Origin of the sequence: Bradyrhizobium sp. 172 (assembly GCF_023101065.1) — a bacterium.
Classification (GTDB): domain Bacteria; phylum Pseudomonadota; class Alphaproteobacteria; order Rhizobiales; family Xanthobacteraceae; genus Bradyrhizobium; species Bradyrhizobium canariense_D.
The window spans coordinates 6,312,972-6,336,992 of record NZ_CP064701.1 but is presented as its reverse complement, the minus strand read 5'-3'; the positions used below and the strand labels follow the sequence as shown (position 1 = coordinate 6,336,992).

15 protein-coding genes and 1 pseudogene are annotated in these 24,021 nt (G+C 64.8%); 8 read left to right on the top strand and 8 right to left on the bottom strand.

Going from position 1 to position 24,021, the window contains the following annotated elements:
• Positions 1-74: 74 nt before the first annotated feature.
• The 4 genes from IVB07_RS30345 to IVB07_RS30330 form a co-directional block, all read right to left on the bottom strand.
• A complete protein-coding gene (locus tag IVB07_RS30345; protein ID WP_018455685.1) occupies positions 75-1,055 on the bottom strand; it encodes an LLM class flavin-dependent oxidoreductase in 981 nt (326 codons plus the stop codon).
• Positions 1,052-1,783, bottom strand: coding sequence for a 4'-phosphopantetheinyl transferase superfamily protein (locus IVB07_RS30340; protein ID WP_018455684.1), 732 nt, complete (start codon positions 1,781-1,783; stop codon positions 1,052-1,054). The genes IVB07_RS30345 and IVB07_RS30340 overlap by 4 nt, the downstream gene beginning before the upstream one ends.
• A gap of 245 nt (positions 1,784-2,028) precedes the next feature.
• Positions 2,029-2,202: a hypothetical protein gene (locus IVB07_RS30335; protein ID WP_247294660.1), complete on the bottom strand. Its 174-nt coding sequence runs from the start codon at positions 2,200-2,202 to the stop codon at positions 2,029-2,031.
• Positions 2,203-2,343: 141 nt separating this feature from the next.
• Entirely contained in the window at positions 2,344-8,787 is a 6,444-nt protein-coding gene (locus IVB07_RS30330) for a non-ribosomal peptide synthetase (protein WP_247338525.1), read from the bottom strand.
• A 142-nt stretch (positions 8,788-8,929) separates the two neighbouring features.
• Between IVB07_RS30330 and IVB07_RS30325 the strand changes: the two genes are divergently transcribed.
• The 3 genes from IVB07_RS30325 (at position 8,930) to IVB07_RS30315 (ending at position 14,237) form a co-directional block, all read left to right on the top strand.
• Positions 8,930-12,400 carry an AAA family ATPase gene (locus tag IVB07_RS30325; RefSeq protein WP_085350333.1) on the top strand — a complete coding sequence of 1,157 codons (3,471 nt, stop codon included), beginning with the start codon at positions 8,930-8,932 and terminating at the stop codon, positions 12,398-12,400.
• Positions 12,397-13,191, top strand: coding sequence for an rRNA adenine N-6-methyltransferase family protein (locus IVB07_RS30320; protein ID WP_018455681.1), 795 nt, complete (start codon positions 12,397-12,399; stop codon positions 13,189-13,191). Before IVB07_RS30325 ends, IVB07_RS30320 begins: the two co-directional genes overlap by 4 nt.
• A 95-nt stretch (positions 13,192-13,286) precedes the next feature.
• Positions 13,287-14,237 (top strand): DUF6492 family protein, encoded by a 951-nt coding sequence (locus IVB07_RS30315; RefSeq protein WP_247294657.1) that lies wholly within the window; start codon positions 13,287-13,289, stop codon positions 14,235-14,237.
• A 3-nt stretch (positions 14,238-14,240) separates the two neighbouring features.
• Here the strand turns inward: IVB07_RS30315 and IVB07_RS30310 are convergent, their stop codons facing one another.
• The gene (locus IVB07_RS30310) at positions 14,241-15,308 is read right to left on the bottom strand and encodes an endo-1,4-beta-xylanase (RefSeq protein ID WP_018455679.1); all 1,068 of its coding nucleotides are present in this window, start codon (positions 15,306-15,308) and stop codon (positions 14,241-14,243) included.
• A 304-nt stretch (positions 15,309-15,612) separates the two neighbouring features.
• Here IVB07_RS30310 and IVB07_RS30305 point away from each other — a divergent pair, with 304 nt between their 5' ends.
• The 3 genes from IVB07_RS30305 to IVB07_RS30295 all read left to right on the top strand — a co-directional run bounded on the left by IVB07_RS30305 (position 15,613) and on the right by IVB07_RS30295 (position 20,166).
• Complete coding sequence (locus IVB07_RS30305) at positions 15,613-17,049, top strand: oligosaccharide flippase family protein (RefSeq protein ID WP_247294652.1); 1,437 nt, start codon at positions 15,613-15,615, stop codon at positions 17,047-17,049.
• Between the two features lie 181 nt (positions 17,050-17,230).
• On the top strand, positions 17,231-18,280 hold the full coding sequence (locus IVB07_RS30300) for a fatty acid desaturase (RefSeq protein WP_018455677.1): 1,050 nt from the start codon (positions 17,231-17,233) through the stop codon (positions 18,278-18,280).
• A gap of 329 nt (positions 18,281-18,609) precedes the next feature.
• A complete protein-coding gene (locus tag IVB07_RS30295; RefSeq protein WP_026233000.1) occupies positions 18,610-20,166 on the top strand; it encodes a L,D-transpeptidase in 1,557 nt (518 codons plus the stop codon).
• 24 nt (positions 20,167-20,190) lie between these two features.
• On the opposite strand, the gene IVB07_RS30290 is transcribed toward IVB07_RS30295, so the two are convergent.
• The 3 genes from IVB07_RS30290 to IVB07_RS30280 all read right to left on the bottom strand — a co-directional run bounded on the left by IVB07_RS30290 (position 20,191) and on the right by IVB07_RS30280 (position 22,669).
• Positions 20,191-21,003 carry a class I SAM-dependent methyltransferase gene (locus IVB07_RS30290; protein WP_018455675.1) on the bottom strand — a complete coding sequence of 271 codons (813 nt, stop codon included), beginning with the start codon at positions 21,001-21,003 and terminating at the stop codon, positions 20,191-20,193.
• A gap of 114 nt (positions 21,004-21,117) precedes the next feature.
• Positions 21,118-21,654, bottom strand: coding sequence for a VOC family protein (locus tag IVB07_RS30285; RefSeq protein ID WP_018455674.1), 537 nt, complete (start codon positions 21,652-21,654; stop codon positions 21,118-21,120).
• Positions 21,655-21,679: 25 nt separating this feature from the next.
• Positions 21,680-22,669: a tripartite tricarboxylate transporter substrate binding protein gene (locus IVB07_RS30280; protein ID WP_247363738.1), complete on the bottom strand. Its 990-nt coding sequence runs from the start codon at positions 22,667-22,669 to the stop codon at positions 21,680-21,682.
• Positions 22,670-22,787: 118 nt separating this feature from the next.
• Between IVB07_RS30280 and IVB07_RS30275 the strand changes: the two genes are divergently transcribed.
• Together IVB07_RS30275 and IVB07_RS30270 are read left to right on the top strand one after the other, a co-directional pair.
• Positions 22,788-23,489 carry a TetR/AcrR family transcriptional regulator gene (locus IVB07_RS30275; protein ID WP_247766820.1) on the top strand — a complete coding sequence of 234 codons (702 nt, stop codon included), beginning with the start codon at positions 22,788-22,790 and terminating at the stop codon, positions 23,487-23,489.
• Positions 23,467-24,018, top strand: a pseudogene (locus IVB07_RS30270) (carboxymuconolactone decarboxylase family protein). The gene IVB07_RS30275 and the pseudogene IVB07_RS30270 overlap by 23 nt, the downstream one beginning before the upstream one ends.
• The last annotated feature ends 3 nt before the right edge of the window (positions 24,019-24,021 follow it).

Sequence of the window (24,021 nt, the reverse complement as noted above, 5' to 3'; positions counted from 1 at the left end):
CGCGGAGGGACTCTGGATTGCTTCGCTACGCTCGCAATGACGATGTGGATGGTTAGGTCGACTTCATCCACAACTCAAAACATCCCGCTTGCCGCGAGCGCCTTGCAGACGTGCTGCATCTCGGTCTCGTCCGCGACCATGTCGAGCATGATCGTGGTCAGCCCCTTCGCGGCAAACTCCTTCAGCTTCGCGCCGATCTCCGCGTAGCTGCCGACGAGGTAGGGGCAGTCGGCCTGGAAGGTCAGGAACGGCAGCAGCCAATAGCCATTGTCCGCGAGCTCGCCGCTCTGGCTCTCGTAGAGGCGCCGTTTCCACACGGAATCGCTGTTCTCCACGGTGAGCGCGAGCAGCTCGCGATCGTCGGCATTATCGCGGAAACGCGCCTTTGCCGCTTGCCGCGCCTCGTCGCGTCCCTCGCGGGCGAAAATTCCAAAATTCATGCCCGGCGCATCGAGGCCGCGGTCGAGATCCGGCGGCAACATCTGCATCTTGATGCAGCCGGTCTCCTTTGCGACGCGCTGTGCCGGCTCGGACTGGCCTGCGACCAGAAATTCCGGCATCAGCTCCGGCGGCAGGCGCGGCCGAAGTTGCAGGTTGCTGGCGCGGTAGAACCGGCCCTCGAAAGTCGTCGGACGCGGGCTTGCCAGCAGCTGGCGCATCAGCGCAACGAATTCGCCGAGCCGGACATAGCGATCGGCGTGCGACTGCTCGTCGCCGAGCCCCTGCAGATCGCTGACCGCCGTCCCCGTGATCATGTTGAGATAGACCTTGCGGCCGTGGAGCTGCGCAAAGGACGAGACGAATTTTGCCGCCGTGAACGGGTGCATGTAGACCGGATTGACCGCGATCAGCGGCGAGGATCGGGTCGTCTCGCCGATGATGTGCTGGGCCATCGCCCAGGGCTCGACGAACACGTCGTTGCCTTCGAATAGCAGGATGCCTTCGAAGCCGTTGCGATCGGCGAACTGCGCCACCCGCATCAGCTCGTCGACATATTTCTTGGGGTCGCGGTTGCGCGAAATCGCGGGAAAGACGCGCAGCCGCCGCGGCGTCATTCAGCCGCCTCCTGTAGCGGCCATCCATTGCGGGTGATGGGAAGGCCGCCGGTGGCGCGGGAGCCGTCCGCGATCGCGAGACGATGCGAGGGCGACGGCGAGATCAGCTGGAATCGCCAGCCTTGCGGATCGTCGGGGATATCGGGCTTGAAGCTGATCTCGATGGCCTCGCGCGATACCTGCATCGCGAAGGCGTCGAGCGGCAAATTGAGGCCGAAACCCCTGGCCTTCAGATAGGCTTCTTTCAGCGTCCAGTAGTCGAAGAAGCGCTCGGTCGCGGCGGGCTCCGGCAGCCTGCGCAGCGTTTCGACCTCTTCCGGCGCGAAGAACCGAAGCGCGGTCGACAGCGGCGCCACCCGACGCGACACGGTCTCGACATCGACGCCGACGGTCTCATGCCCCGACACGACGCAGGCGACGCAGCCGTCGGCGTGCGACAGGCTGAAATGCAGCGTGCTCGATGTCCTGGGTGATGCGACAAACGGCCGCCCGTAACGCCCGGCCGCAAATGACCAGTCGGTCGGTGCGACCTCAGGTGCGACGTGCGAGAGCGCAAGGCGCAACATCGCGTGCGCGAAAATATACTGTCGCTGGTGCCGCTCGAACACGAAGTGGTCGGCTCGTACCCGTTCGTCGACCGAGAGCAGGCGCCGGCACGTATCGATCGCACCTGGCGTGTCAAAATTCTCGATCAATCCGACAAACAGTTCAATTCTGTCGTCTGCCATCAATTGGGCCCATGGCGCCAGGCCGGGGCCAAATCCCCTGCCATGACGGAAGAATCAACTGAGCAAGAATCAACTAAGCGGACCGCTTCTAGCGGTCCACTCGGGCGAATCCTTGTCGATTGCTGGCCGGTTTACGGGCGCAAGCTTGTGCGAGACCCCAACTCGACACGCGAGCGGCCAAATGTGAAAAATGAAGCCCGAAAACTGAAGCCTGAAGATTCGTGCGGCGTCCCGGCCGACGAGTCTTACGTCTTCTTCTTCTTCTTGGACTTCTTGGAGCTGCCCAACATCGAAATGCTGGCGTCGACGTCCTTCAGCGCGGACTGCAGCTTCTTCTTCTCGGCGCCGAGCAACTTCTGCAGGGCCTTGCGGTCCTTGTCGCTCAACGAGGTGCCCTTGGTAAATTTGATGAAACCCATAACGAACTCCCCGGTTGAAAATACTCGTCCAAATCAAAACGCGAGAATAATCTTGCGCGATGGCGCCAAATAATCAAGATGCAACTTGGTCATTCACAGCTTTGACGAGTGACCCCGTATTCATCCGTGATGTACGGCCGGTCATGCCGCCCTGCGATTGAGCAATCGGCCGAGCGGTGTGTTGGGTTGGGCGAGGGCGGCCGCGAGCAGCGCGAGGAGATCCTCCATCCACTGGCCGACCGTAGCGCCGTCGAGCAGCTCGCTCTTGTAATTGCACGAACCGGTGATTCCCGTCGGCCGCTCCTTGAGCATCAGCGACAGCCATGTCTGGTCGATCGGCAGCACCGGCTGGCCTTCGCGGGCGATGTTGCCGATCGATCCTGTCGTGAGATCAGGCAGATCGAGCGGCTGGCGCAGCGGATTTTGCAGGGTGAAATAGACCTGGAGCAGCGAGGCTGGATTGACCCCCTCCTGCTCCAAATGATCGGCCAGGATGTTGAAAGGCAGCTCCTGGCGCGCATGCGCGTCAAGCACGCTCTGGCGGACCCGGACTACGGCCTGCGCGAACGACAGCTCCGGCGTGATTTTGGTGCGAACGATCACCGTGTTCTCGAACGGACCGACGATCCGGTCGGTGTCCGGCTGGGCGCGATTGGCCATGGCGGTGGCGATCGAGATGTCGTCGCGGCCGGTCCGCGCCAGCAGCACGGCCTTCAAGCCGGTCAGCAGGCACATGAACAGCGTGCAATTGTGCTGGCCGGCGAAAGCCGCGAGCCGGCCGATCAGCTCACGCTTGAGACTGACCGGATGGTGCCCCCTGGACGGGCCCGGCCTTGATTCGCCCTCGAAGAGGGGAGCCGCCCCGCGCAAATTCTCGGTCCAGTCGGCCGCCTGACGGCGGGCGGCATCGGTGCCGCACCACCAGCGCTGCCAGCGCGCCACGTCCGAAAAGGCCGGCGGCGGTTTCGGCAGCGGCACCGACGAATATCCGGCCAGCGCCGCATAGCGGTAGGACAATTCCTCGAACAGCACGCCGATCGACCAGCCATCGACGACGGCGTGGTGCAGCGTCAGCAGCAACACGTGATCGCCATCGTGGAGCCGCAACAGCCGGGCGCGCAGCAGCGGCGCGCGCGTGGTGTCGATCGGGACATAGGTCTCCTGTTCGATCAGGAGATTGATCTTGCGGAGCTCCAGCGCCTTGCGCCGCTTGTTGTTGTGGGGCTGACCGTCGCCGATCGTCCCGACAGTCAGGACACGGCCGAGGGCGCCGGGCGCGGCGATGCGGCTGACGGGCTCCCCGCCGCTCCAGCCGAAATGAGTCCGCAGCGATTCGTGCCGGCGCACGATGTCGTCGATCGCCTGCGCCAGGGCGGCCGGATTCAGCGGCCCCTGGAGGCGGAAAGCGAAAGGCAGGTTGAACAGCGGCAGTCCGCGAAGATTCTGCTCGATCCGCAGCATCTGGTCCTGCGCGATCGAGAGAGGGCTGCCTTCGGCCAGGCTCGCACTAGCCAACCTCGCTACAGTTGGGGCCGGCTTGCGCGGCTTTGCCGCCACGGCCTCGTCGACCCGCCGGGCAAGCTCGTCGATCGTCGGTGCCTCGAAGATGGTCTTGATCGGCAGCGACGCGCCGAGCGCCCGAGCGACGCGCGCCATGACCTGGCCCGCCAGCAGCGAATGGCCGCCGAGGTCGAAGAAATTGTCGGTGACGCCGAGGCTTTCGACCTTCAGCAGGTCGATCCAGATGTCGGACAGCACCTTTTCGGTAAAGCGCCGCGCCGGCACGGCCGCATCCGGTCCGAACGTTTCCTGCTGCGCCGACGCCAGCAGCGCGGCCCGATCGATTTTGCCATGGGCATTGAGCGGCACCTGACCCAGGAACAGGAACGCGGACGGGATGGCATGGCCCGGCAGCCGGCTCTTCAGGAAATCGCGCAGCTCGCTGGCGCTGCTCCGGCTGCCGGATCTCGCGACGATATGGGCAATCAGCCTGATATCGCCGCTTGCTTCGCGACGCGGCTCGACGATGCCGGCGCACACACTGGGATGGTCGGTAAGCGCGTTCTCGATCTCCTTGAGCTCGATACGGTAGCCGCGGACCTTGACCTGATGGTCGGCGCGACCGAGGCATTCGATCGTGCCGTCGGCACGGCGACGGGCGAGGTCGCCGGTCCGGTACAGCCGGCTGCTAGCTTTGCGCGAGAACGGATCGGGCAGGAAGCGCTGCCGGTTCTGCGCGGGATCGTTGACATAGCCGCGGCCGACGCCGGCGCCGCCGATGCAGAGCTCGCCGGTTACGCCGACCGGCTGCGGCTGCAGGCTTGCGTCGAGCACGTAGAGCTGGGTATTCGGCAGCGGCGCGCCGACCGGGACGTTGCCCGTCGTGGTCGTGGGCGCCCTGGTCAGGCGATGCAGCGAGACGTCGTCGGAACATTCCGAGGCACCATAGGCGTTGATCAGCGGCACTTTCGGACAGCGGGCGAACCAGGCCTTGCACAGATCGACGGGCAGCGGTTCGCCCGTCGAGATCAGAAGGCGCAGCCTCGCAAAGGCGCGTCGGATTTGTGCCTCGTCCATGCGATCGAGGATCACGCGCAGCAGCGATGGGACGATCTCGAGCACCGTGATGCCCTCGCGCTCGATCTCGCGCGCGAGCAAAATCGGGTCCTGCACGATCGCGGTCCCGCAGATGTGGACGCGCGCGCCGACCATGGGCCCCGCGAGGAACTGCCACACCGAGATGACAAAACTCTGTGGCGCGGTCTGCGCGATCACGTCCCGGGACGAGAGGTTCAGCTCGGAGATGAGCGACGCCAGATGGTTTGACAGCCCGCGCTGCTCGATCATGACGCCCTTGGGCGCGCCGGAGGACCCGGAGGTGTAGATGAGATAGGCAAGGCTCGACGCCGCGCGCCGCTTTGCGGGGGCCGGCTTGGCCGACGCTGGCGCGATCGCGTCCTCGAGCTCGGCCATTTGGATGCGCTCGACCAGCGGTTCGAGCAGCGCCTCCGCCATGGATGACTGCGCCCGTTCGATCAGCAGCATGCGGGCCCCGCTCGATCCGAGGATGGTTGCGAGCCGTTCCCGCGGCTGGTCGGGATCGAGATTGAGGAAGGCGGCGCCCACGCGTTGTACGGCGATCATCGCGGCGAGCAGGTCGGGCCCGCGATCTGCAAGCAAGGCGACCACGGCCTCGGCGCCGACGCCTTCGAGAGTGAGCCAGCGCGCAGCCGCTTGGCTGCGGCGCGCCAGCTCGCGGTAGCTCAGGGATGTGCGGCCGTCCGACACCGCGATCGCGTTCGGCGTCTTCTTGACCTGGCGATCGAAACCTTCGCTCAAATTGCCGCGCGCGACGAAATTGGCCGGCACGCCCCGGCCCTGCGCCAGCAGCTGCCGGCGTTCGGCCTCAGTCAGGAGTGCCAGGCGGGAGATGCGCTGCTCCGGATCGGCGATGACGGATTTGAGCAGGGTTTTGAACTGAGCGGCCATGCCCTCGATCGTCGCCGCGTCGAACAGATCGGTGGCGTATTCGAAGAAGCCGGTGAAACGGCCGTCGGCCTCGACCAGTTCGAGCGTGATGTCGAATCGCGCCACTTTTGGATCGATCTCGATCCGCCGCGTCGACAGACCGGAGAATCGTGCCGCCTCGATCGAGGCATTCTGGAGGATGAACATGATCCGGAACAGCGGATTGCCGTCCGTCCTTCGTGCGATCTGAAGCGAGCGCAGGACTTCCTCGATCGGGAGATCCTGATTGCGATAGGCATCGAGCGTGACCTGCCGTACCCGGCGCAACATGTCGCCGAAGCTCGGATCGCCGCCAAAATCATTGCGCAGGATCAGGGTGTTGGCGAACACTCCGATCAGGCGCTCGCTCTCGATCTGATTGCGGTTGGCGATCAGCGATCCGGTCGCGACATCTTCTTGTCCGGTGTGACGGAACAGCAGGCACTGCAACACGGCGAGCAGGGTCATGAAGGGCGTGACGCCCTTGTTCTGGCTCAGCGCGCGCAGGTCGGCCGACAGGGTTTTGGAGAATTCGAGATAGTGACGGGCACCGTGGCCGCTCCAGACCTCCGGCCTTGGGCGGTCGGTTCGCAGCGGCAGCGTGATGACGCCGTCCAGTTGCACCCGCCAGTAATCGAGCTGCTCCTTGGCCGCCGGCGTCTGCGCCCAGCTCTGCTGCCAGAGCGCAAAGTCGCGATACTGGAAGGCGGGCGAAGGCAGTGCTGCCACGTCGTTCTTGCGCGCTGCCGAATAATGGGCGGCGAGTTCTTCCCAGAACAGCCGCTGCGACCAGCCGTCGGTGACGAGGTGGTGGACGTTGACCACCAGCACATGGCTGCTCTTGTCGAACGAGAGCAGCGTGACCTTCAGCGGTGCCTCGTTCGCAAGGTCGAACGGATGTTGCGCGAGCCGGAGTGCTTCGCGCCTGACAACAGCGACCCGCTTGTTCGCGGGGCAGGGCTTGAGCTTGATCCGCTCGAACCGCGGTGGCGATTGCAGCACAAGCTGCACCGGCTCGCCCTCGCGTTCGACGATGACCGACCGCAACGCCTCATGGCGCGCCGATACGGCGGTGAGGCTCGCAGAAAGTGCGGCGACGTCGAGCCCACCCTTGAGGAGCGCGACTTCGACGACGTTATAATTGTAGCGCGTGGGGTCGAGCCGCGAGAGCACGTACATCCGCTGCTGCTGGAACGACAGCGGCGCGTCTGCTTCCCCGGCCTGGCGCCAGGCCGGTAGCATCGTTTCGCGATGGATTGCGGCGGTCTCGATCCGGGCCGCAAGCGCGGCGGCCGTGGCGCAATCAAAAACGTCCTCGAACGAGAAATCGACATTGAAGCGTTCGCGCAGGCGCGAACGCATCTGCGTCACCGCGAGCGAGTCGGCACCGAGCGCAAAGACGTCCTGATCGCCCCCGACCTGCGGCAGCTCCAGCAGATTGGCCCAGATCCCGGCGAGCTCGGTCTCCAGCGCGTTGCGCGGCAGACGGGCCTCCTCCTCGCCGCCGTCCGTTGCAATCAATTCGGCGAGCGCATTGCGCTTGACCTTGCCGCTGGCGCCTTTCGGCAGCGTCGCGACGCTGCGGATCAGGCTCGGCACCTTGTAGGCCGCGAGCCGTTTCCGGGCGAACTGGCGCAACTGGTCCGAAGTCGCCTCGGAATTCGGCCGCAGCACCACGATTGCGGCGACGTTCTCGCCGAGCTTCGGGTGCGGGACGGCAAACACGCCGGCCTCCAGCACCGCCGGATGGCTGAGCAGAACCTCTTCCACCTCCAGAGGCGAGATCTTCTGCCCGCCGCGGTTGATGACGTCCTTGATGCGGCCGACGATGAAGAGATAGCCGTCGGCATCGAGATAGCCGAGATCGCCGGTCCGGAACCAACCGTCGCGGAAGGCAGCCTGCGTCGCCGCCTCGTCATTATAGTAGCCGCGGCTCATGTTGGGTCCGCGCAGCATGATCTCGCCGTGCTGGCCGCTGGCGAGCGCGCGGCCCGTCTCGTCCATGATTGTGATCTCGGGGCCCGCGGCGCGGCCGACCGATCCGACCTTGCGCAGCTCGAACGGGTTGGCCGCGATCTGCGAGGCCGCCTCCGTCATGCCGTAGGTTTCGAGCACGGGAACGCCGAACGTCGCCTCCAACCCGTCGAGGATCGCAGGCGTAAGCGAGGCCGAGGCGGAGCGGATCACGCGCAGCGACGACGATCGGGCAAGATCCGGGTTGGCTTCCGCCGCCGTCAGCAGCGCGCGATGGATGGTCGGCACTGCCGTGTACCAGGTCGGTCGCAGCTGCCGCATCCAGCCGAAGAAGGAGGCTGCGTCGAAACCCTCGGTACAGACTACGCTGGAGCCCGCGGCCAGCGCCGTCAGCAGGCCGGAAATCAAACCATGGGCGTGAAACAGCGGCAGGACGTTGAGCAGACGATCGTGGGACGCGAGCGAGAGCACGCGGCCGGCATTGTAGGCGGAGAGGCACACATTGCGATGCGTCAGCGGCACCATCTTCGGTCGCGCCGCCGTGCCCGAGGTCAGCAGGATGAACGCGTCGTCGTCGCCGCGCGAGGCGCCGCTGCTGCTCGCCGGTCCGACCGCCGGCCCGACCAACGCGCAGCCGCCGAGATCGTCTTGCGGCCCCGGCACGAAATCGATCACCGCAATATCGAGCGCCTTGGCGACATCGCGGGCCGCCGAGTTCGTGTCGGCCCGGGTGACGAGCGCCGTCAGCTTCAATTCGCTGAAATAGCGTTGCAGCTCGTCCGCCGTCAGATCGGGATTGACGGGAACGCAAGCGCAGCTCGAGGCTACCGCGATCAGGGCCAGTGCGCTGTCGGCACCGCGCGGCAACGCAACCGCGATGCGGTCGGTAGGAGCGATGCCGAGCCCGCGCAGCGTGCGGACGAGATCCTGCGTCCGCGCGCCAATCCCGCCGTAGTTGAGGACCGGCTGGCCGGGGGCGAGGAGGGCGGGGGCCACCGGCATCTTGCGGGCATGGAAATCGAGAAGACCGCCGATATCCTCGAATATCTTCGCTTCGGCCGTCGTGCTCGCTTCCCGCGGGGCTGGGCGTGTGGCGTCCGACAATTCCGTTCCCTTTTGATCCGATTGGGCTATTCTTCCAAGAAGTTAGGAAAGGCGTCCAGTCTGAGGTGAAGTTTTGGCCCCAAAATCTGTGGTTGCGGGGCCCTAAGCCCTTCGACGGAGTGATTGGTCGGGCGGAATCACCATGCTGGAGAATGAGCCGGGCACGGGAGCGGAAGGCGGGCTGAAGCGCTGGCTCGAGGGTATCGGTCTTAGCCACTATACCGATCTCTTCGCGCAGCACCGTCTCGATCTCGACGTCATGGCGGACCTGACCGAATCCGATCTGGTCGAGCTCGGATTGCCGCTCGGCGATCGGAAGCGGCTCCAGCGCGCCATGACCGCGTTGTTCCGGGCCGAAACCGCGGAGAAGCCCGACGCGACGGCGCGCCCGCAAATCCGGACGGAGGTCGGCGCCGAGCGGCGTCAGCTCACCACCATGTTCTGCGACATGGTGGATTCCACCTCGCTCTCGGTGCAGTTCGATCCGGAAGACGTGCGCGACATGATCGCGAGCTTCCGCGAAACCTGTGTCCGCGTCGTGAAGCATTACGAAGGTTTTGCTGCCCGCTTCGTCGGAGACGGTATTTTGGTCTATTTCGGCTATCCGACCGCACATGAGGACGACGCCGAGCGCGCCGTGCGTGCGGGGCTGGAAATCGTCCGGGTGCTGTCGACCGCTCGCGCGATCGAGCCGCGTGGCGCGCTCAGCCACTCACCCGCCGTCCGCATCGGCATCGCAACCGGTCTCGTCGTGGTTGGCGACCTCGTCGGACAGGGCACCGAAGAGCGCGACTCCGCGGTCGGAGAAACCGTCAATCTCGCCGCGCGCCTGCAGGGCCTGGCGCCGCCCAACGGTGTGGTGATTTCCACGTCGACCCAGTCGCTGCTGAAGGGGAAGTTCGACTACCGCGATCTCGGCGTCCACGTGCTCAAGGGAATCTCGGAGAAAGCCCAGGCCTGGCACGTGATGCGCGCCTCGCGGGTGGAGACCCGCTTCGCCGCCGCCATGGGCACGCGGCTGACCCCGCTCGTCAACCGGGAGGAGGAGATTGCGCTGCTGATGGGGCGCTGGCAGCAGGCCAAGGAGGGCGAGGGCCAGGTCGTGGTCAAGTTCGGCGAGCCCGGCATCGGCAAGTCGCGCATCATCCAGGAGATCTTCGACCGGATCGCGGGCGATCGCCATGGACAGGTCTCGTTCCAGTGCTCGCCCTATTACACCTCCACGGCGTTCTATCCGTTCGCCGAGCAGCTCAAATTCTCTCTCGGTCTCGATCGCGAGGATGCGTCCGTTCAGTCGCTGGCGAGCCTGGAGACCGCGATCGCCGCCGCTCATGGCGACATCGAGCAGGTTGCGCCGCTGTTTGCCGTGCTGTTGTCCATTCCGACCGGCGACCGCTATCCGCCGCTCGAGCTGTCGCCGCAGCAGCAAAAGGATGCGACCGTCGCGGCGCTGGTCAATCATTTCCTCGGCCTTGCGCGCGAGCAGCCGCTGGTGATCGCATTCGAAGATCTGCACTGGATCGACCCGACGTCCCGTGAGGTGATCGATCTCCTGGTCGACCGGGCACAGAACCGGGCAATCCTGGTCATCATCACCGCGCGCACCGAATTCCAGCCGAGCTGGAACGCCCATTCGCATATCACGACCCTGGTGCTGAACCGGTTGAGCCGGCAGTTGCGCGCGACGCTGGTCGAGCGCGTGGCGGGACGCGAGCTTCCCAAGGAGGTCATCGAGGAGATCATCGTCAAGACCGACGGCGTGCCGCTGTTCCTGGAGGAGCTGACCAAGACGGTTCTCGAATCCAACCTCCTGACCGAACGGCACGGGCGCTACGTGCTGTCGGGTCCGTGGCGGCAGCTTGCGATCCCGGCGACGCTGACGGACTCGCTGATGGCGCGGCTGGACCGGATGGGGCCGTTCAAGCGGATCGCGCAAATCGGTGCCACCATCGGCCGCGAATTCTCCTACGAGACTCTGCACGCGGTCGCCAACACACCCGCCGAACAGATCGAGGCCGCGCTCAATCATTTGGAGGAGGCCGGACTGATCATGCGCCGCGGCCATCCGCCCGACGCGCTCTACTCCTTCAAGCACGTGATGATTCAGAACGCCGCGCATGCGAGCTTGCTGCACAGCGAGCGGCGCAAGCTGCATTCCCGGATCGCCCAGGTGCTGGCCGAGATGTATCCCGAGAAGACCGAGCGCGAACCGGAACTGCTCGCCCATCATATGACCGAATCCGGCCAGAGCGAGAGCGCCGCCAGCTTCTGGCTTAAGGCCGGTAAGCAGGCGGCCAAGAGTGGCGCCAATCTAGAGGCGATCGGGCATCTGGGCCGCGGCCTCGGCGTCGTGCAGGCCAATGCGCGCATGCAGGGCGCCGATGAGATGGAGCTCGAATTGCGCATCGCGCTCGGCAACGCGCTGATCGCCGCCAAGGGCTATGCCGTGCAGGAGGTCGAGGAGAACTACGTCCGCGCCCTCGAACTCGGCCAGCAGCTCGACGACGACGAAAAGGCCTTCGCCGCCACGCGCGGGCTCTGGGTCTGTCATTTCATCCGCGCCGATCTGACCCGCGCGCACGATCTCAGCGTCGAGCTGTTGAAGTTCGCCAAGCGCGAGCGGCTGAACGAGGGGACGCAACCGGCGCAGCAGACCGGCTATCTGATCGAGGCGCATCGCTCGATCGCGATGACTATGCTCTATCGCGGGCGCTTTGCCGCGTCCCAGCATCATCTGCACCGCTGCATCAACCTCTACAGCCCCGACCTGCACTCCGATCTGATGGAGCGGCACGGCACCGATCCCGGTGTCGTCTCGCTGTCCTATCTCGGCTACCTCCTGTGGTTCCTCGGCCGGCCCGACGCGGCGCGCCAGCACAGCGAACAGGCGATCGCGAACGCCGAGAAGATCCGCCACCCATTCACGCTCGCCTTCGCGCTCGTGTTCGGCGCCTATCTCTGCCAGCATTTGCGCGATGTTGAGGGCACGCGCGACCATGCCAACCGCGCCATGATCATCGCCACGGAGCACAATTTCCTGCACTGGAAGCAGCAGGCGGCGATCCTGCGCGGCTGGGCGCTGGCGCAGCTCGGCGAGGCCGACGAAGGCCTCAGCCAGATGCGGTTCGGCCTCGACGAATACGAAGCGATGGATTCCTGGCTCGCCGGCTGCTGGTTCCGCTGCCTGCTCGCGGAGGCCTACGCCAAGGTCGGAATGCGCGATGCCGCCTTGCGCGCGCTGGACGGTGCGCTCGCGACCGCAAGACGGACCGGCGACCACTCCTACCTCGCCGAAGTCTACCGCCTGCAAGGCGAGATCACCCTGTCGGATGAGAATCCGGCCTCGGTGCAGGAGGCCGAGGACCTGTTCAACCTGTCGCTGGAGATCGCGCGTAAGCAGGGCGCTCTGTCCTGGGAGCTTCGCACCGCCGTCAGCCTCGCGCGCCTGTCGCACCAAGCCGGCAAGCGCGAGCACGCTCGTCTCCTGCTCGTACCGATTGTGGCCAAGTTCAGCGAGGGCTTTTCCACGCCGGACCTGAAACAGGCGATGCAACTGATCGACGAGCTCGGCGTGGACGCGCTTGTTCGTAAACAGGCCGATTCCGTGAGATGAGCGATCTTGCCGCCGCGCGTGCGCGTTACGTGGAGCTGATCTCAAAACGCGAGCGGATCTCTTCAACGCGCCTGCTCGAAGCCCTCGGCACTGTTCCGCGCGAAAAGTTTCTGGCGAAGGGGCCGTGGCGCATCAAGACCGAGGCGGCGCGCAACTATCGGCTGACGCCGGATGCTGATCCCGTTCATCTCCAGGACAATGTGCTGGTCGCGATCGATGCGCGCCGCAAGCTTGATACCGGACTTCCGAGCCTGTGGGCGCATTTCATCGATTTGCTCGACGTCGGGGAAAAAGACCGTGTGGTCCAGATCGGCTGCGGGCTCGGCTATTTCTCAGCCGTGCTGTCGAAGATCGTGGGGCCCAAGGGCAGGGTGCAGGCAATCGAATGCGACGAGCGGCTTGCGGCGCGCGCCGCAACCTATCTTGGCGCCTATCGCAACGTCGCGGTCGTCCATGGCGACGGATGCGAGGACATCGGCGAACCCGCCGACGTGATCATCGTTCATGCCGGCTTCTCGCAGCCGCATCCGCTCTGGCTTCGGTCGCTTCGTCCGCGCGGCCGGCTTCTGGTGCCGCTGACCCAGCGGGACCGCGAAGGCGCCGCCCTCAAGATCACCCGCAAGGGCAGGGGGTTCGAAGCCGAGGCGGTGCAGCAGATCCGGATATTTCCCGGCCAAGGCCGCGGTCTGACCGCGCTCGACGACCGCGTCGCCGACTGGTGGCAGCGCGCCTCCGCGCTGGCGCCGCTGCGCTTTCGCGGCATCGCGCAGGGGTTGCCGTCGGATGGCTAATGCTTCGTTTCATTTTACCTTGATTGCGAATGTAAGTATCCAACGCGTCTCGGCGCCGCTATGACTGCGGCCTGATCGCCATACGAGCGCGCGCCATGCATTCCGTTGCCCTGCTGACCGCCAGCTACGCCAAGGATATCGAGCGCTTTTCGCTGCTCAGCGAGAGCATCGACATCTGGTTGACGGGCTACACACGGCATTATGTTCTCGTTAACGATGAGGATCTGCCGCTGTTCGCGCGGTTCGCTTCCGACAAACGCGTCATCGTTCCGGCCTCGCGCTATTTGCCGAAATGGCTGTGGGCGTTGCCGCCGGCTCTGCAGTTCATCAGCAAACGGCGCGTCTGGCTGTCGCTGCTGTCGTCACCTGTTCATGGCTGGCACATTCAGCAGATCCTCAAGATCGCCGGCGTCCTCAACGCGCCAGAGCAGCGCGTTTGCATCCTGGATTCGGACAATCTGTTCTTCCGCGAATTCGACGTCGGTGAGTATGCCGGCGCCGAGAAGACCCCGCTGTTCGTCACGCGCAACGGGATCGACGCCGCCCACCCCTTGCATGTCCTGTGGCTCCGCACCGTCGATCAGCTCCTTGGCATCAAGGACCGGTCCTTCCCCGCGGACGACTATGTCGGCAACGCGCTGGTCTGGGACAAGGACACCGCGCGCGCGATGACCGATTCGATCAAGTCGGCAACGGGATTGAACTGGGTTCTGGCACTGTGCCGGAAGAAGAAGTTCTCGGAATATCTCATGTACGGCCATTTCGTCGCGAACGCGCCCGCGCATCTGGCCACTCATCGGGTCACCGAGGACAGCATCGCGGTCTCGCATTGGGACGACACCCGCCTCGACCGTCCCGCCATCGAAGCGATGATGCGCGCCGCTTCGCCCGACCAGGTCGCGCTGTGCATCCAGTCCTATTCGTCGACCTCGATCGACGACATCCGCGACGTGTTCCGCCTCAGCTCGCGCGACCGTCGCGGTCCGAGTCTTTCGCCCGAGCACATGGGCGACGAGGCTCAGTTCGAAGTGCCGAAAGCTCGCTAGACCTTACACGTCTCTCGTGAACTTGCTGATCACGTTCATGAACGGCTTCGGCTTGAACTCGCCGTCGAGCGGCAAAGGACGGTTCGGCTGCTTGTCGGCGCGGGCAAAGGTGCCGTTGATCCAGCTGTAGCGGTCCGAGAGGCCCCAGGTCAGGATCGAGCGCACCGGTCCGCTGGTCGAGATCGCGGTCAAGAGATCATCGACGCGCTTGGCGACGATGGCATCGCGCTCCGCCGGCGTCCCCGTCAGCTTCTGGTCGTCGACATCGAGCTCGGTGACGAGCACCTCGAGGCCCCAGGCGCGCAGCTCGGTGACGAATTCGGCAAGCCCATGGGTGTCGATCTCGAGCTCGGCATGCAGATGCGCTTGCAGTCCCACGGCGTGCAACGGCACGCCCTGGTCGAGCAGCTCCATGATGAGATGGCGGTAGGCAGCGCGCTTCGCGACGAACGTGTCCTTGGCCGACTCGATGTCGTATTCGTTGATCGCGAGCTTGACGAAGGGATCGGCCGCGGCCGCCGTGCGGAACGCCAGCGGAATCCAGCGGTTGCCCAGATGCTGCGTCCAGAACGACTCGCGTCGGTCTTTCGGGCTGTGCGGATTGTCCGGGATCGGCTCGTTGACTACGTCCCACGACGTCAGCTTGTCCTTGTAATAGGAGACGACGGTGCCGATGTGGTCGACATAAGCGCGCTCGACGCCCTTGGTATCCTTGATCTGCTTGGTCCAGTCCGGAATGTCGTGATACCAGGCGAGCGCGTGGCCGCGCATCGTCAGGTCGTTCTGCCGGGCGAAATCCAGGATCGCGTCGGCGCGTTCGAAGGCAAAGGTGTGCGCGTCCGGACGCAGCATCGGCCATTTCAGCTCGAGCACCGGCACGACTTGTGTGCAGTAGGTGCTGATGGCTTCGCCGAGCCTGGGATCCGCTTGCAGATCCCAGAGCGTGGCCGCGGCACCAAATCCCTGATAGCGCTGGGCGAGTTTCGACGCCGGCGCTGCGGACGCCGATGCGGCTGCCGCGAGTGCTGCGGCGCTGCCGAGGAGAAATTCGCGTCTGTCGAGCCTGGTCACGGCATTCCTTATCGGAGCCAACGCGCCACCGTACCAAGCGACGCCTTGCAACGCCGGGGATTTCCCTCGTTGGGTTAACTTTGCCAGTGCGAATCACGGTTCCTTTCGGTGGCCGTGGCGCCGTCAGGGAAGGGCAAATTTAACGCTAACCCGCGAAAGCGGCTTCAAAACCGGATTCGCCGCCCGATCTCCAGACTTATGTGACACTCTTGAGAGATGTTGCGGCGCAATTCGTTGGCCCCGCCATGGTCCAATTGATGAACGGCCGTCACACTCGCAACAACGTTGCCGGTCCCGTGCTCGCATGCTGAACCGCCATTTCTCGATTTATCTCGTCGCCTACATCCTGCCTGCGGCGGTGGGCTTCTTTGCCGTCACGGCCTACACGCGGCTGCTGACGCCGGCGGAGTACGGCGTTTATGTCGTCGGCATCAGCCTGGCTGGCATTCTAGGCGCAATCTTCTTCGCCTGGATCAAGCTGTCGGTGTCGCGCTATCAGGCGATGTCGGCCGAGGTCGATTTTCGCGGCACAGCGATTGTCGCCTTCGCGCTCACCGTTGCCGTCCTCTGCGCCACCACGCCGCTGGTTTTCCTGTTCCGCAATGATCTCAGCGTTGGGCTGCTGCTTGCCAGCATGTTCGTCGCGATCATGGCGAATGCCGTCGATGTCGGCCAGGAGTTCGAGCGCGCAAAACTGCGCCCTTACAGGTTCGCGGCGATCTCGATCGTGCGCAGCGTGTCGAGCGTCGGTTTCGGCCTGCTCGGCATCTGGCTCGGCTGGGGTGGACTGGGACTGCTCGCCGCATTCGGCCTGGGTTCGCTCGCCGGGATCATCCTGAACCTTCTCGGTGACCGCACCAGGATCGCGCGCTTTCAGCGCAGCCAGTTCGTGCAGCTCGCGCGCTACGGCCTGCCGCTGACGCTGGCCGGATTGTCGGTTGCGGTCTACTCGGCCTGCGACCGCCTCATCGTGGCTTATTTGCTCGGCAAGGACGCCGCCGGAATCTTTGGCGTCGCCGCCGATCTGCCGCGACAGTTCATGGTCATGATCGCCTCCAGCGTCGCCGCGGCGACCGTGCCGTTGGTGTTCCGGTCATTGTCGGACAAGAACATCGAGACGACGCGGGAGCGGCTGACCGAGAGCCTCGAACTTCTGCTCGTCGTAGTTGCGCCCGTCGCGGTCTGGCTCGCGCTCGTAGCCGACCAGGTCGCCGGCACGCTCGTCGGCGTCGACTTCCGCGCCGGCGTGTCGGTATTGCTGCCGACCCTGGTGCTCGCGCGCTTGTTCGGCATCGCCAATCAGTTCTATGTGCAGATCAGCTTCCAGCTTGCCGAGCGACCGTTCATGCTGGCGGCGCAGTCGTTCCTGACGCTGGTCGTCAGCGTGGCGTTGATGTTCGTGCTGGTGGCCGGCCATGGTCTCTACGGCGCGGCGCTGGCGACCCTTGCAACCGAAGCGATCGGTTTCCTCGTTGCCGTCGTGCTGATGCATCGCGCCCATCCGGTCCCGTTCGACCTCCACCGCCTCGCCGGCGTTGCGGTCTCCGCCGCGGCGATGGCGGCTGCGATCCTCGTGGCACGATCCCAGGTCAATGGCATCGGCCTCGTCCCGCTCATGCTCGTGAGCCTCGCCGGCGGGCTCGCTTATGCCGCTGCCGCGTGGTTGCTGAACATCGCAAACGTCCGGACGCTGTCGCTGCGTTTCCTGCGAACCTTCAACCGCAAGGCGCTGGGCGTTTAAGCCGCGATGCCTGACGAGGCTCGGCCTCAGCGTCTGAAGCTCTGAAAGCGCCGCCTGGCCTGGCGATGGCTCGGTTCCGACCGGAAGCGCACAGCCGCCCGGGTCTAGGGCGGAGGGCGATTTTGTTGCGTCCGTGGCCATAACTGTGCTTCTTGGGCGGCATGTCGGGAGCAGAGCAGATATGACCCAAGGAACGCCGGAAATCCGCGCATCGGCGCAGTTGCTTGCCCGCTATCGCGAGCCTGACAATACGCGGGGTGTCCTCGAACTGGCGATCACGGCGATCCCGTTCGTCGTCATCTGGGCTCTGATCTGGGTCGCTCTTGACCAGGGCTATTGGTTTGCCCTCCTGCTCGAGGTGCCCGCGGCGGGTTTGCTGGTCCGCCTCTTCATGATCCAACACGATTGCGGACACGGCTCGTTCTTCCGCGGCCGCGTTGCCAACGATTGGGTCGGCCGTGCCATCGGCGTGATGACACTGACGCCATACGGCTACTGGCGGCATAACCATGCGGGCCATCACGCGAATTCCGGCAATCTCGACCACAGGGGCTTGGGCGACATCGATACGTTGACCACGCGCGAATTTCTCGGGCGGTCGCGATGGCGCCGGACGCTGTATCGCTTGTATCGACATCCCCTCGTGATGTTTGGCGCCGGTCCCTCGTATTTGTTCATCTTGAAGCACCGATTGCCGGTCGGGATGATGCGTCGCGGCTGGAAACCCTGGCTGAGCACGATGGGCACGAACATCGCCCTCGCGGTTCTCGCCGTCACGATGATCTGGCTGGTCGGCTATGGGCCGTTGCTGCTTGTGCATCTGCCGATCGTTGTCCTGGCGGCGTCTATCGGTGTGTGGCTGTTCTACGTCCAGCACCAGTTCGAGCACACGCATTGGGCCCACGACGAGACCTGGAACTTTCACGACGCCGCGCTGCACGGCAGCTCTCACTACCAATTGCCGGGTGTCTTGCGATGGTTCACGGCAAATATCGGCGTCCACCACATCCATCATTTGTCCAGTCGAATTCCCTGCTATCGCTTGCAGGACGTATTGCGCGACCATCCGCAGTTCGCTGGTGTCGGGCGGATCACGCTGCTCCAGAGTTTGCGGACCGTGCGGCTGACCTTGTGGGACGAGGAACGGCAGCGGCTCGTCTCCTTTGGAGAGGCAGCCTTGTTTGGCAAGGCAGCCTTGTTTGAAAAGGCAGCCTTGACTCCAGTGGCTTAGCTTTACGCCGCCCCGCGCGGCCGCCGACCGGCGTGAATTCGCGCGATCGGAACGCGATGGGCGTCTAGCGGCCGTTCAACGTGGCTTCGCCGTCCGACGCCGGGCGCTGGCAGCCGTGTCACCGATCCCCGGTCATTCTGTCGCAGCGATAGACCGCCAGCTTCGGCCGCGCGGCGCCCTTCCGCCTGCGTTAACCGTCGTATATGAGATTTATCGCCGGAACGTGCCGAATGTCGCCACAGACGGAACGTAAGGCGGCGGCGATTTCTTAATTCAAAGATCGCAATCTGATCAATGACCGGCGGACTGGCATTTCGACCGAGGATGGCATGAGAAACCTGATGACAACGGCGCAATCCACCGTGGCGATGCGGCGTTGGGGGCCCCCCGGAATTGTGACCCTGGCTGCAATGCTCGCCTTTGCGGCCGTGGCTCCGGCCAATGCGGCCAAGCAGGCGCGTCAGCCGGCCGAGGCGGTGGCACCGCGCGAGGCTGGCGAACCGATCATGGCGATCGTGTCGATCAAGAGCCAGCAGGTCACCTTCTACGACGCCGAGGGCTGGATTTTTCGCGCGCCGGTGTCCACCGGCACGACGGGACGCGAGACGCCGGCCGGCGTCTTCGCCATCATCGAGAAGGACAAGGACCACCACTCGACCATGTATGACGACGCCTGGATGCCGAACATGCAGCGCATCACCTGGAACGGCATCGCGCTGCATGGCGGGCCGCTGCCCGGCTACGCCGCTTCGCATGGCTGCGTGCGGATGCCGTTCGGCTTTGCGGAGGGCCTGTTCGACAAGACCAACATCGGGATGCGGGTGATCATCTCGCCGAACGACGCGGCTCCGATCGACATCGTTCATCCCGCACTGTTCATGCCGAAGCGGGACGCCATTGCGGCGGCGCCGGGCCAAATTGGCAGGCTCTCCGGCGAGGCCGAGGAGGCCACAAGGGCGGCCGACGAGGCCAAGAAGGCCGCGACGGCGGCCGCGAAAGAGGCGGCATCGCTGCCGGCCTCGTTGCGCAAGCTGGAACAGCAGAAGACCCGCGCCGACGCCGAGCTCGCCTTCGCCGACAGGCAGCTCGCGGCCGCCAAGACCGATCAGGCCCGCGCCAAGGCCGAGGAGCTGAAGCAGAAGGCCGCCACCAAGGCCGCCGACGCGGCGACGCAGCTCGATGCCGCCAAGAGCGCCGCACAACCGAAGCGCGACGCGGTGGCTGCCACGAAAGAGGCCGCCAAGGCGGCAGCGGCCAGGAAGGCCGATGCCGTGAAGGCCGCGACCGACGCAAAGCTCGCACTCGAGCCGGTCTCGGTCTACATCAGCCGCGCGACGCAGAAGCTCTACGTGCGGCGGAACACGCACAAGCCGGCACCGGACGGCGGCGGCGAGGTGTTCGACACCAGCATCGAGGTTCCCGTCGCGATCCGCAATCCGGATCAGCCGCTCGGCACGCATATCTTCACCGCGATGGCGAAGACCGACACAGGCCTGCGCTGGAGCGTGGTCACGATCGAAGACAGCGACAACGCCAGGAACGCACTCGACCGCATCACCATCCCACAGGAGGTGCTCGATCGCATCGCGCCGACCGCGTTGCCGCGCTCCTCGATCATCATCTCGGACGAGCCGCTGAGCAGCGAGACCAACTACCGCACCGAGTTCGTCGCAGTGCTGAGCAACCAGCCCCAGGGCGGTTTCATCACGCGCAAGCCGACCGCGCCTCCGATGGCCATGGCGAGCGATGACGGCTGGGACAATGGCGGCAACGGTTTCGGCTTCTTCTTCCAGCGCGATCCGAATCCGCAGCCCGTCAATCCGCGCCGGCGCGGCCAGTATCAATATTATCAGCCGGCACAGCCGATGCAGCGGGGCTTCTGGTAGGAGCGGGCGGATCGAAGCTCGCCACTATCGCCGCGCCTCGATGACGATAGCCTGGATCTTGCCTTCGATCGGTCCGGACCCATGGCGCGTTCGGATCGCCTCGGCAACGATGTCGGTCGCAGCCTGAAGCTTGCTGGCATCGCGTGCCTCGATCTCGCTGCGCAGCGGCGTGCCCTGGCAGAGCGCGATCGCGACGTGCTCGGGCGACGGGGCCCGGCTTATTTCAGCTCGCGTTTCGATCGATATGTCACGGAAGCCTGCGCGTTCGAGGTCGGTTCTGATGACGGCCTTGTCGTGATAGCCGTGCGGCGTCCGGGCCATGAAACGAGGCGGGTCGTCGGGAAACAGCTTTTCGAGCGCGACGGTCGCTTCATGCGTCAGCACATTGTCCTCGATGCGATCCCAGACGTTGAACACGAACGTGCCATTGCCGTTGAGGACGCGCTTCACTTCCCCGTAGGCCTTCACGCGGTCCGGAAAGAACATGGCGCCGAACTGGCAGCAGACCACGTCGAAGGCTGCATCGTCGAAGGGCAGGGCCGATGCGTCGGCCTGGCGCCACGAGATGCGATCGTCGTCTGCCTGACGCTGCGCCGCGACAGCCAGCATCGGCTCGTTGAGGTCGGTCGCGACATAACGAACGCCGCGCGGCAGCGCCGCCGCCACCGCGCGCGTCACGGCGCCGGTGCCTGCCGCGATCTCGAGCAGCACGGAGGGAGACCGGGCCGCGACACGTCTTGCGATGTCGTCGGCGTAAACGGCGAAGATCATCGGCACCAGATATTCGTCGTAAAGCTTCGGGATCGAGCCGGCGAAAACCTTGTCGGTGTTGGACATGCTTGCCTCGCTGAAGTTCGGAGACGAGGCTCACGTTACCATGGATTGCCGTCTACCGCGCCAGTAGCGCGGTGAATCCGGCCGATGCCTGCATCGCCTTGCTGGCCGCCGGCGTCATCGGCTTGCGCCGACCTCGCGGATCGGCCGCGTGCCGTCCCAGTTGGCCGCCGCCTGCCGGACCTTCTCGAAGAACGGCCCCTTGGTGCCGCTGATGTCGGAGATCTCGATCACGGTGCCTGGATGGGCCTGGGTGTCGAAATAGGCAAAGCGTCCTCTGTCGCCGCCGATCTGGCCCTCGTGGCCGATCCTGTAGCCGAGCCCGAGCGCCCTGTCGTAGAGCGCCTGGTAGTCGTGGCTCCAGTAGGACATGTGCTGGAGGCCTTCGTGGCCGGACTCGAGGAATTCCCTATATAGCGAGGGCGCGTCGTTGCGCTGCTGGATCAGCTCGATCTGGAGGTCGCCGGAATTGGCCAGCGCGATGCTCATCTCGAGGGCGGAGTTTTCGCCGCGATGGCAAAACCAGTCGGTCTTGACGCGGTCCATGTAGTACCAGGGACCGACGCCCATCACCTCGATCCAGTGCTTCATCGCGGAGTGGATGTCCCGCACCACATAACCGTTCTGGCGTACCGCGCCGAAGATGCGGCTCATGCCCGCGCTCCTCTTGTCAGCTTGATCACTTCAGTTCAATGCCCGCGTCCTTGGCAACCTGCTTCCAGGCCGCGATGTCGCTGGCGTTGATGTCACGCTGCTCGTCGCCCGGCACGAATTGCGGCGTGATGCCAAGCCCCAGCAGCTTCTCCTTCACGTCGGCATCGGCGAGCGCGTCCTTCAGCGCCGCGGACAGCTTTCTTGCGATCGGTTCGGCAAGCCCCGCAGGCGCATACATCGCCCAGGACAGGCTGCGGTCGAACGGCACGCCTTGTTCCTTGTAGCTTGCGACATCCGGCAGGCTCGGCGAGCGTTCGCCGCAGGCGGCCAGCGCCTTGATCGAGCCGTCCTTCACCAGCGGCGTCGCGGTCGCCATGTCGAGTCTCGCCAGCGAGATGTGGCCGCCGAGCAGATCGCCGGCCAGTTTGGCGATGCCGTTGAACGGCACGTGGTCCATCTTGATTCCGGTCTGCTGCATCAGGATTTCCGCGCAGAACTGTCCGGTCGAGCCGACGCCCCAGCTTCCGTACTGGATCGGCTCGCCCTTCCTGGCCAGCGCGATCAGGCCCTTGATGTCGTTGGCGGCAAAATCCTTGGTCGCCACCAGCATGATCGAGGACGTGCCGATGCGCCCGATCGTGGTGAAATCCTTGATCGAATCGTAAGGCAGTTTCGGATAGATCGCCGGCGCCAGCACATGCGTGGTCATGCCGCCTACGGTGATGGTGTAGCCGTCATTCGCCGACGCCGCGACCATCTGGGTGCCGAGCGTGCCGGCAGCCCCGGTGTGGTTCTCGATATAGACGCTCTGTCCGAGCGTCTTGCCCATCCTGTCGCCGAGCAGTCGTCCGATCACGTCGCCGCCGCCACCGGCCGCATAAGGCAGCAGCATCCTGATCTTGTGCGTGGGATAGGCGGCCGGATCCTCGGCCCGCGCAGGCAGCATTGCCGAAAACGTTATGACCAATGACAAAGTTGCGGCGCGCAGCAGACGAAAATGGACGAAGCGCGCCATGACCTGATCTCCCCAGATTGCTCTCCGCTTCTTTTGAGAGCGGAGTTGAAGCGCAAGACCGAACGAGCGATCGTGCCGGCGGTTGACTAGCGAACGATCGTTCGTTAGTCAAGCCCGCATGGCTATCCACACCACCAGCGCGGCGGAAGCGGCTGCGCCCACGACCCGCGCGCGCATTCTCGCCGAGGCGCTCGATCTGTTCGCGCAGAGCGGCTATGGCGGCGCCTCGATGCGCGAGCTCGCGCGTCGCGTCGGCATTCGCGAGAGCAGCCTCTACAATCACTTCGCCGGCAAGGCCGCGATCCTCGAGGCGATCGTCAGCGAGCACGGCCCGGCCAGCTCGGCGAGCCGGCTGGAAGAGCCGCGCTACAAGCAGCTCGCGCGCCAGCCCGCCGCGTTCTGCCGCCAGTTTGCACTGGATCTCGTCGAGCAATGGTCCGATCCGCGCGAGCACCAGTTCCAGAAAGTGATCACCGCCGAGCGCAACCGCGTGCCCGGCATCCGCGCCAAATTCGCCGATCATTTCTATGCGCGCGAGCAGAGCATGATGACGGATTATTTCCGCGGCTTTGCGCTCGCCGGTCTCGTCTCGACGCCGGACCCACGCGAGACCGCGCGGCTGTTCGCGGCCGGGCTGATCTACATCCGTCTCGAGCATTACGTGATGGGCGCGGCACCGTCGCCGCGGCCGAAGGTGATCGAGGCGATCGACAGCTATCTCACCTTCTTCCTGTCGCTGATCGCGGCGGATGGCGGGACACAGGACAATAAGAAACGAAAAGCCAAGGGAGAGACTCGTGGCAAGGCTGCCCCTGATTGATCCGGAGACGACGAGCGGCGACATCCGCGCCTCGTTCGACCGCATGCCGGTCAAGCTGAATATTTTCCGCATGATGGCCCATGCCGAGGCCAACATGATCCCGGCGATGCGGCTCGGCAATTCGATCCTGCACAAGCAGAAGCTCAGTGCGGTCCATCGCGAGCTCCTGATCCTTTAGGCCGCCCAGCTCGAAGGCGGTGCCTATGAATGGCGCCAGCACGTGCCGATCGCGCTTGGTGTCGGCTGCACGCAAGCACAGATCGATGCGGTCGAGCGCGCCGATTACGATGCTGCCGGTTTGAGCGAGGCCGAGCGCGCGCTGCTGAAATTCGGCCGCGAAGTGGTCGAGCACGTTCGCGTTCCCGAGCAGATCTTCGCCGCCATGCGCGCGCATTTCAGCGACCAGGAGATCGTCGAATCCATTGTCGCGCTCGGCTTCTACATGATGATGGCGCGTGTCACCGAGGCGACCGAGACCGATCTCGACCCGGCAGCCGGCATGAAGGTCTACGACAGCGGCAAGAGATAGGCG

What these genes read in the sequence shown, in the direction of transcription:
- IVB07_RS30345 (WP_018455685.1), bottom strand. Translation starts at nt 1,055, where the DNA reads ATGACGCCGCGGCGGCTGCGCGTCTTTCCCGCGATTTCGCGCAACCGC.
- IVB07_RS30340 (WP_018455684.1), bottom strand. Translation starts at nt 1,783, where the DNA reads ATGGCAGACGACAGAATTGAACTGTTTGTCGGATTGATCGAGAATTTT.
- IVB07_RS30335 (WP_247294660.1), bottom strand. Translation starts at nt 2,202, where the DNA reads ATGGGTTTCATCAAATTTACCAAGGGCACCTCGTTGAGCGACAAGGAC.
- IVB07_RS30325 (WP_085350333.1), top strand. Translation starts at nt 8,930, where the DNA reads ATGCTGGAGAATGAGCCGGGCACGGGAGCGGAAGGCGGGCTGAAGCGC.
- IVB07_RS30320 (WP_018455681.1), top strand. Translation starts at nt 12,397, where the DNA reads ATGAGCGATCTTGCCGCCGCGCGTGCGCGTTACGTGGAGCTGATCTCA.
- IVB07_RS30315 (WP_247294657.1), top strand. Translation starts at nt 13,287, where the DNA reads ATGCATTCCGTTGCCCTGCTGACCGCCAGCTACGCCAAGGATATCGAG.
- IVB07_RS30305 (WP_247294652.1), top strand. Translation starts at nt 15,613, where the DNA reads ATGCTGAACCGCCATTTCTCGATTTATCTCGTCGCCTACATCCTGCCT.
- IVB07_RS30300 (WP_018455677.1), top strand. Translation starts at nt 17,231, where the DNA reads ATGACCCAAGGAACGCCGGAAATCCGCGCATCGGCGCAGTTGCTTGCC.
- IVB07_RS30295 (WP_026233000.1), top strand. Translation starts at nt 18,610, where the DNA reads ATGAGAAACCTGATGACAACGGCGCAATCCACCGTGGCGATGCGGCGT.
- IVB07_RS30290 (WP_018455675.1), bottom strand. Translation starts at nt 21,003, where the DNA reads ATGTCCAACACCGACAAGGTTTTCGCCGGCTCGATCCCGAAGCTTTAC.
- IVB07_RS30285 (WP_018455674.1), bottom strand. Translation starts at nt 21,654, where the DNA reads ATGAGCCGCATCTTCGGCGCGGTACGCCAGAACGGTTATGTGGTGCGG.
- IVB07_RS30280 (WP_247363738.1), bottom strand. Translation starts at nt 22,669, where the DNA reads ATGGCGCGCTTCGTCCATTTTCGTCTGCTGCGCGCCGCAACTTTGTCA.
- IVB07_RS30275 (WP_247766820.1), top strand. Translation starts at nt 22,788, where the DNA reads ATGGCTATCCACACCACCAGCGCGGCGGAAGCGGCTGCGCCCACGACC.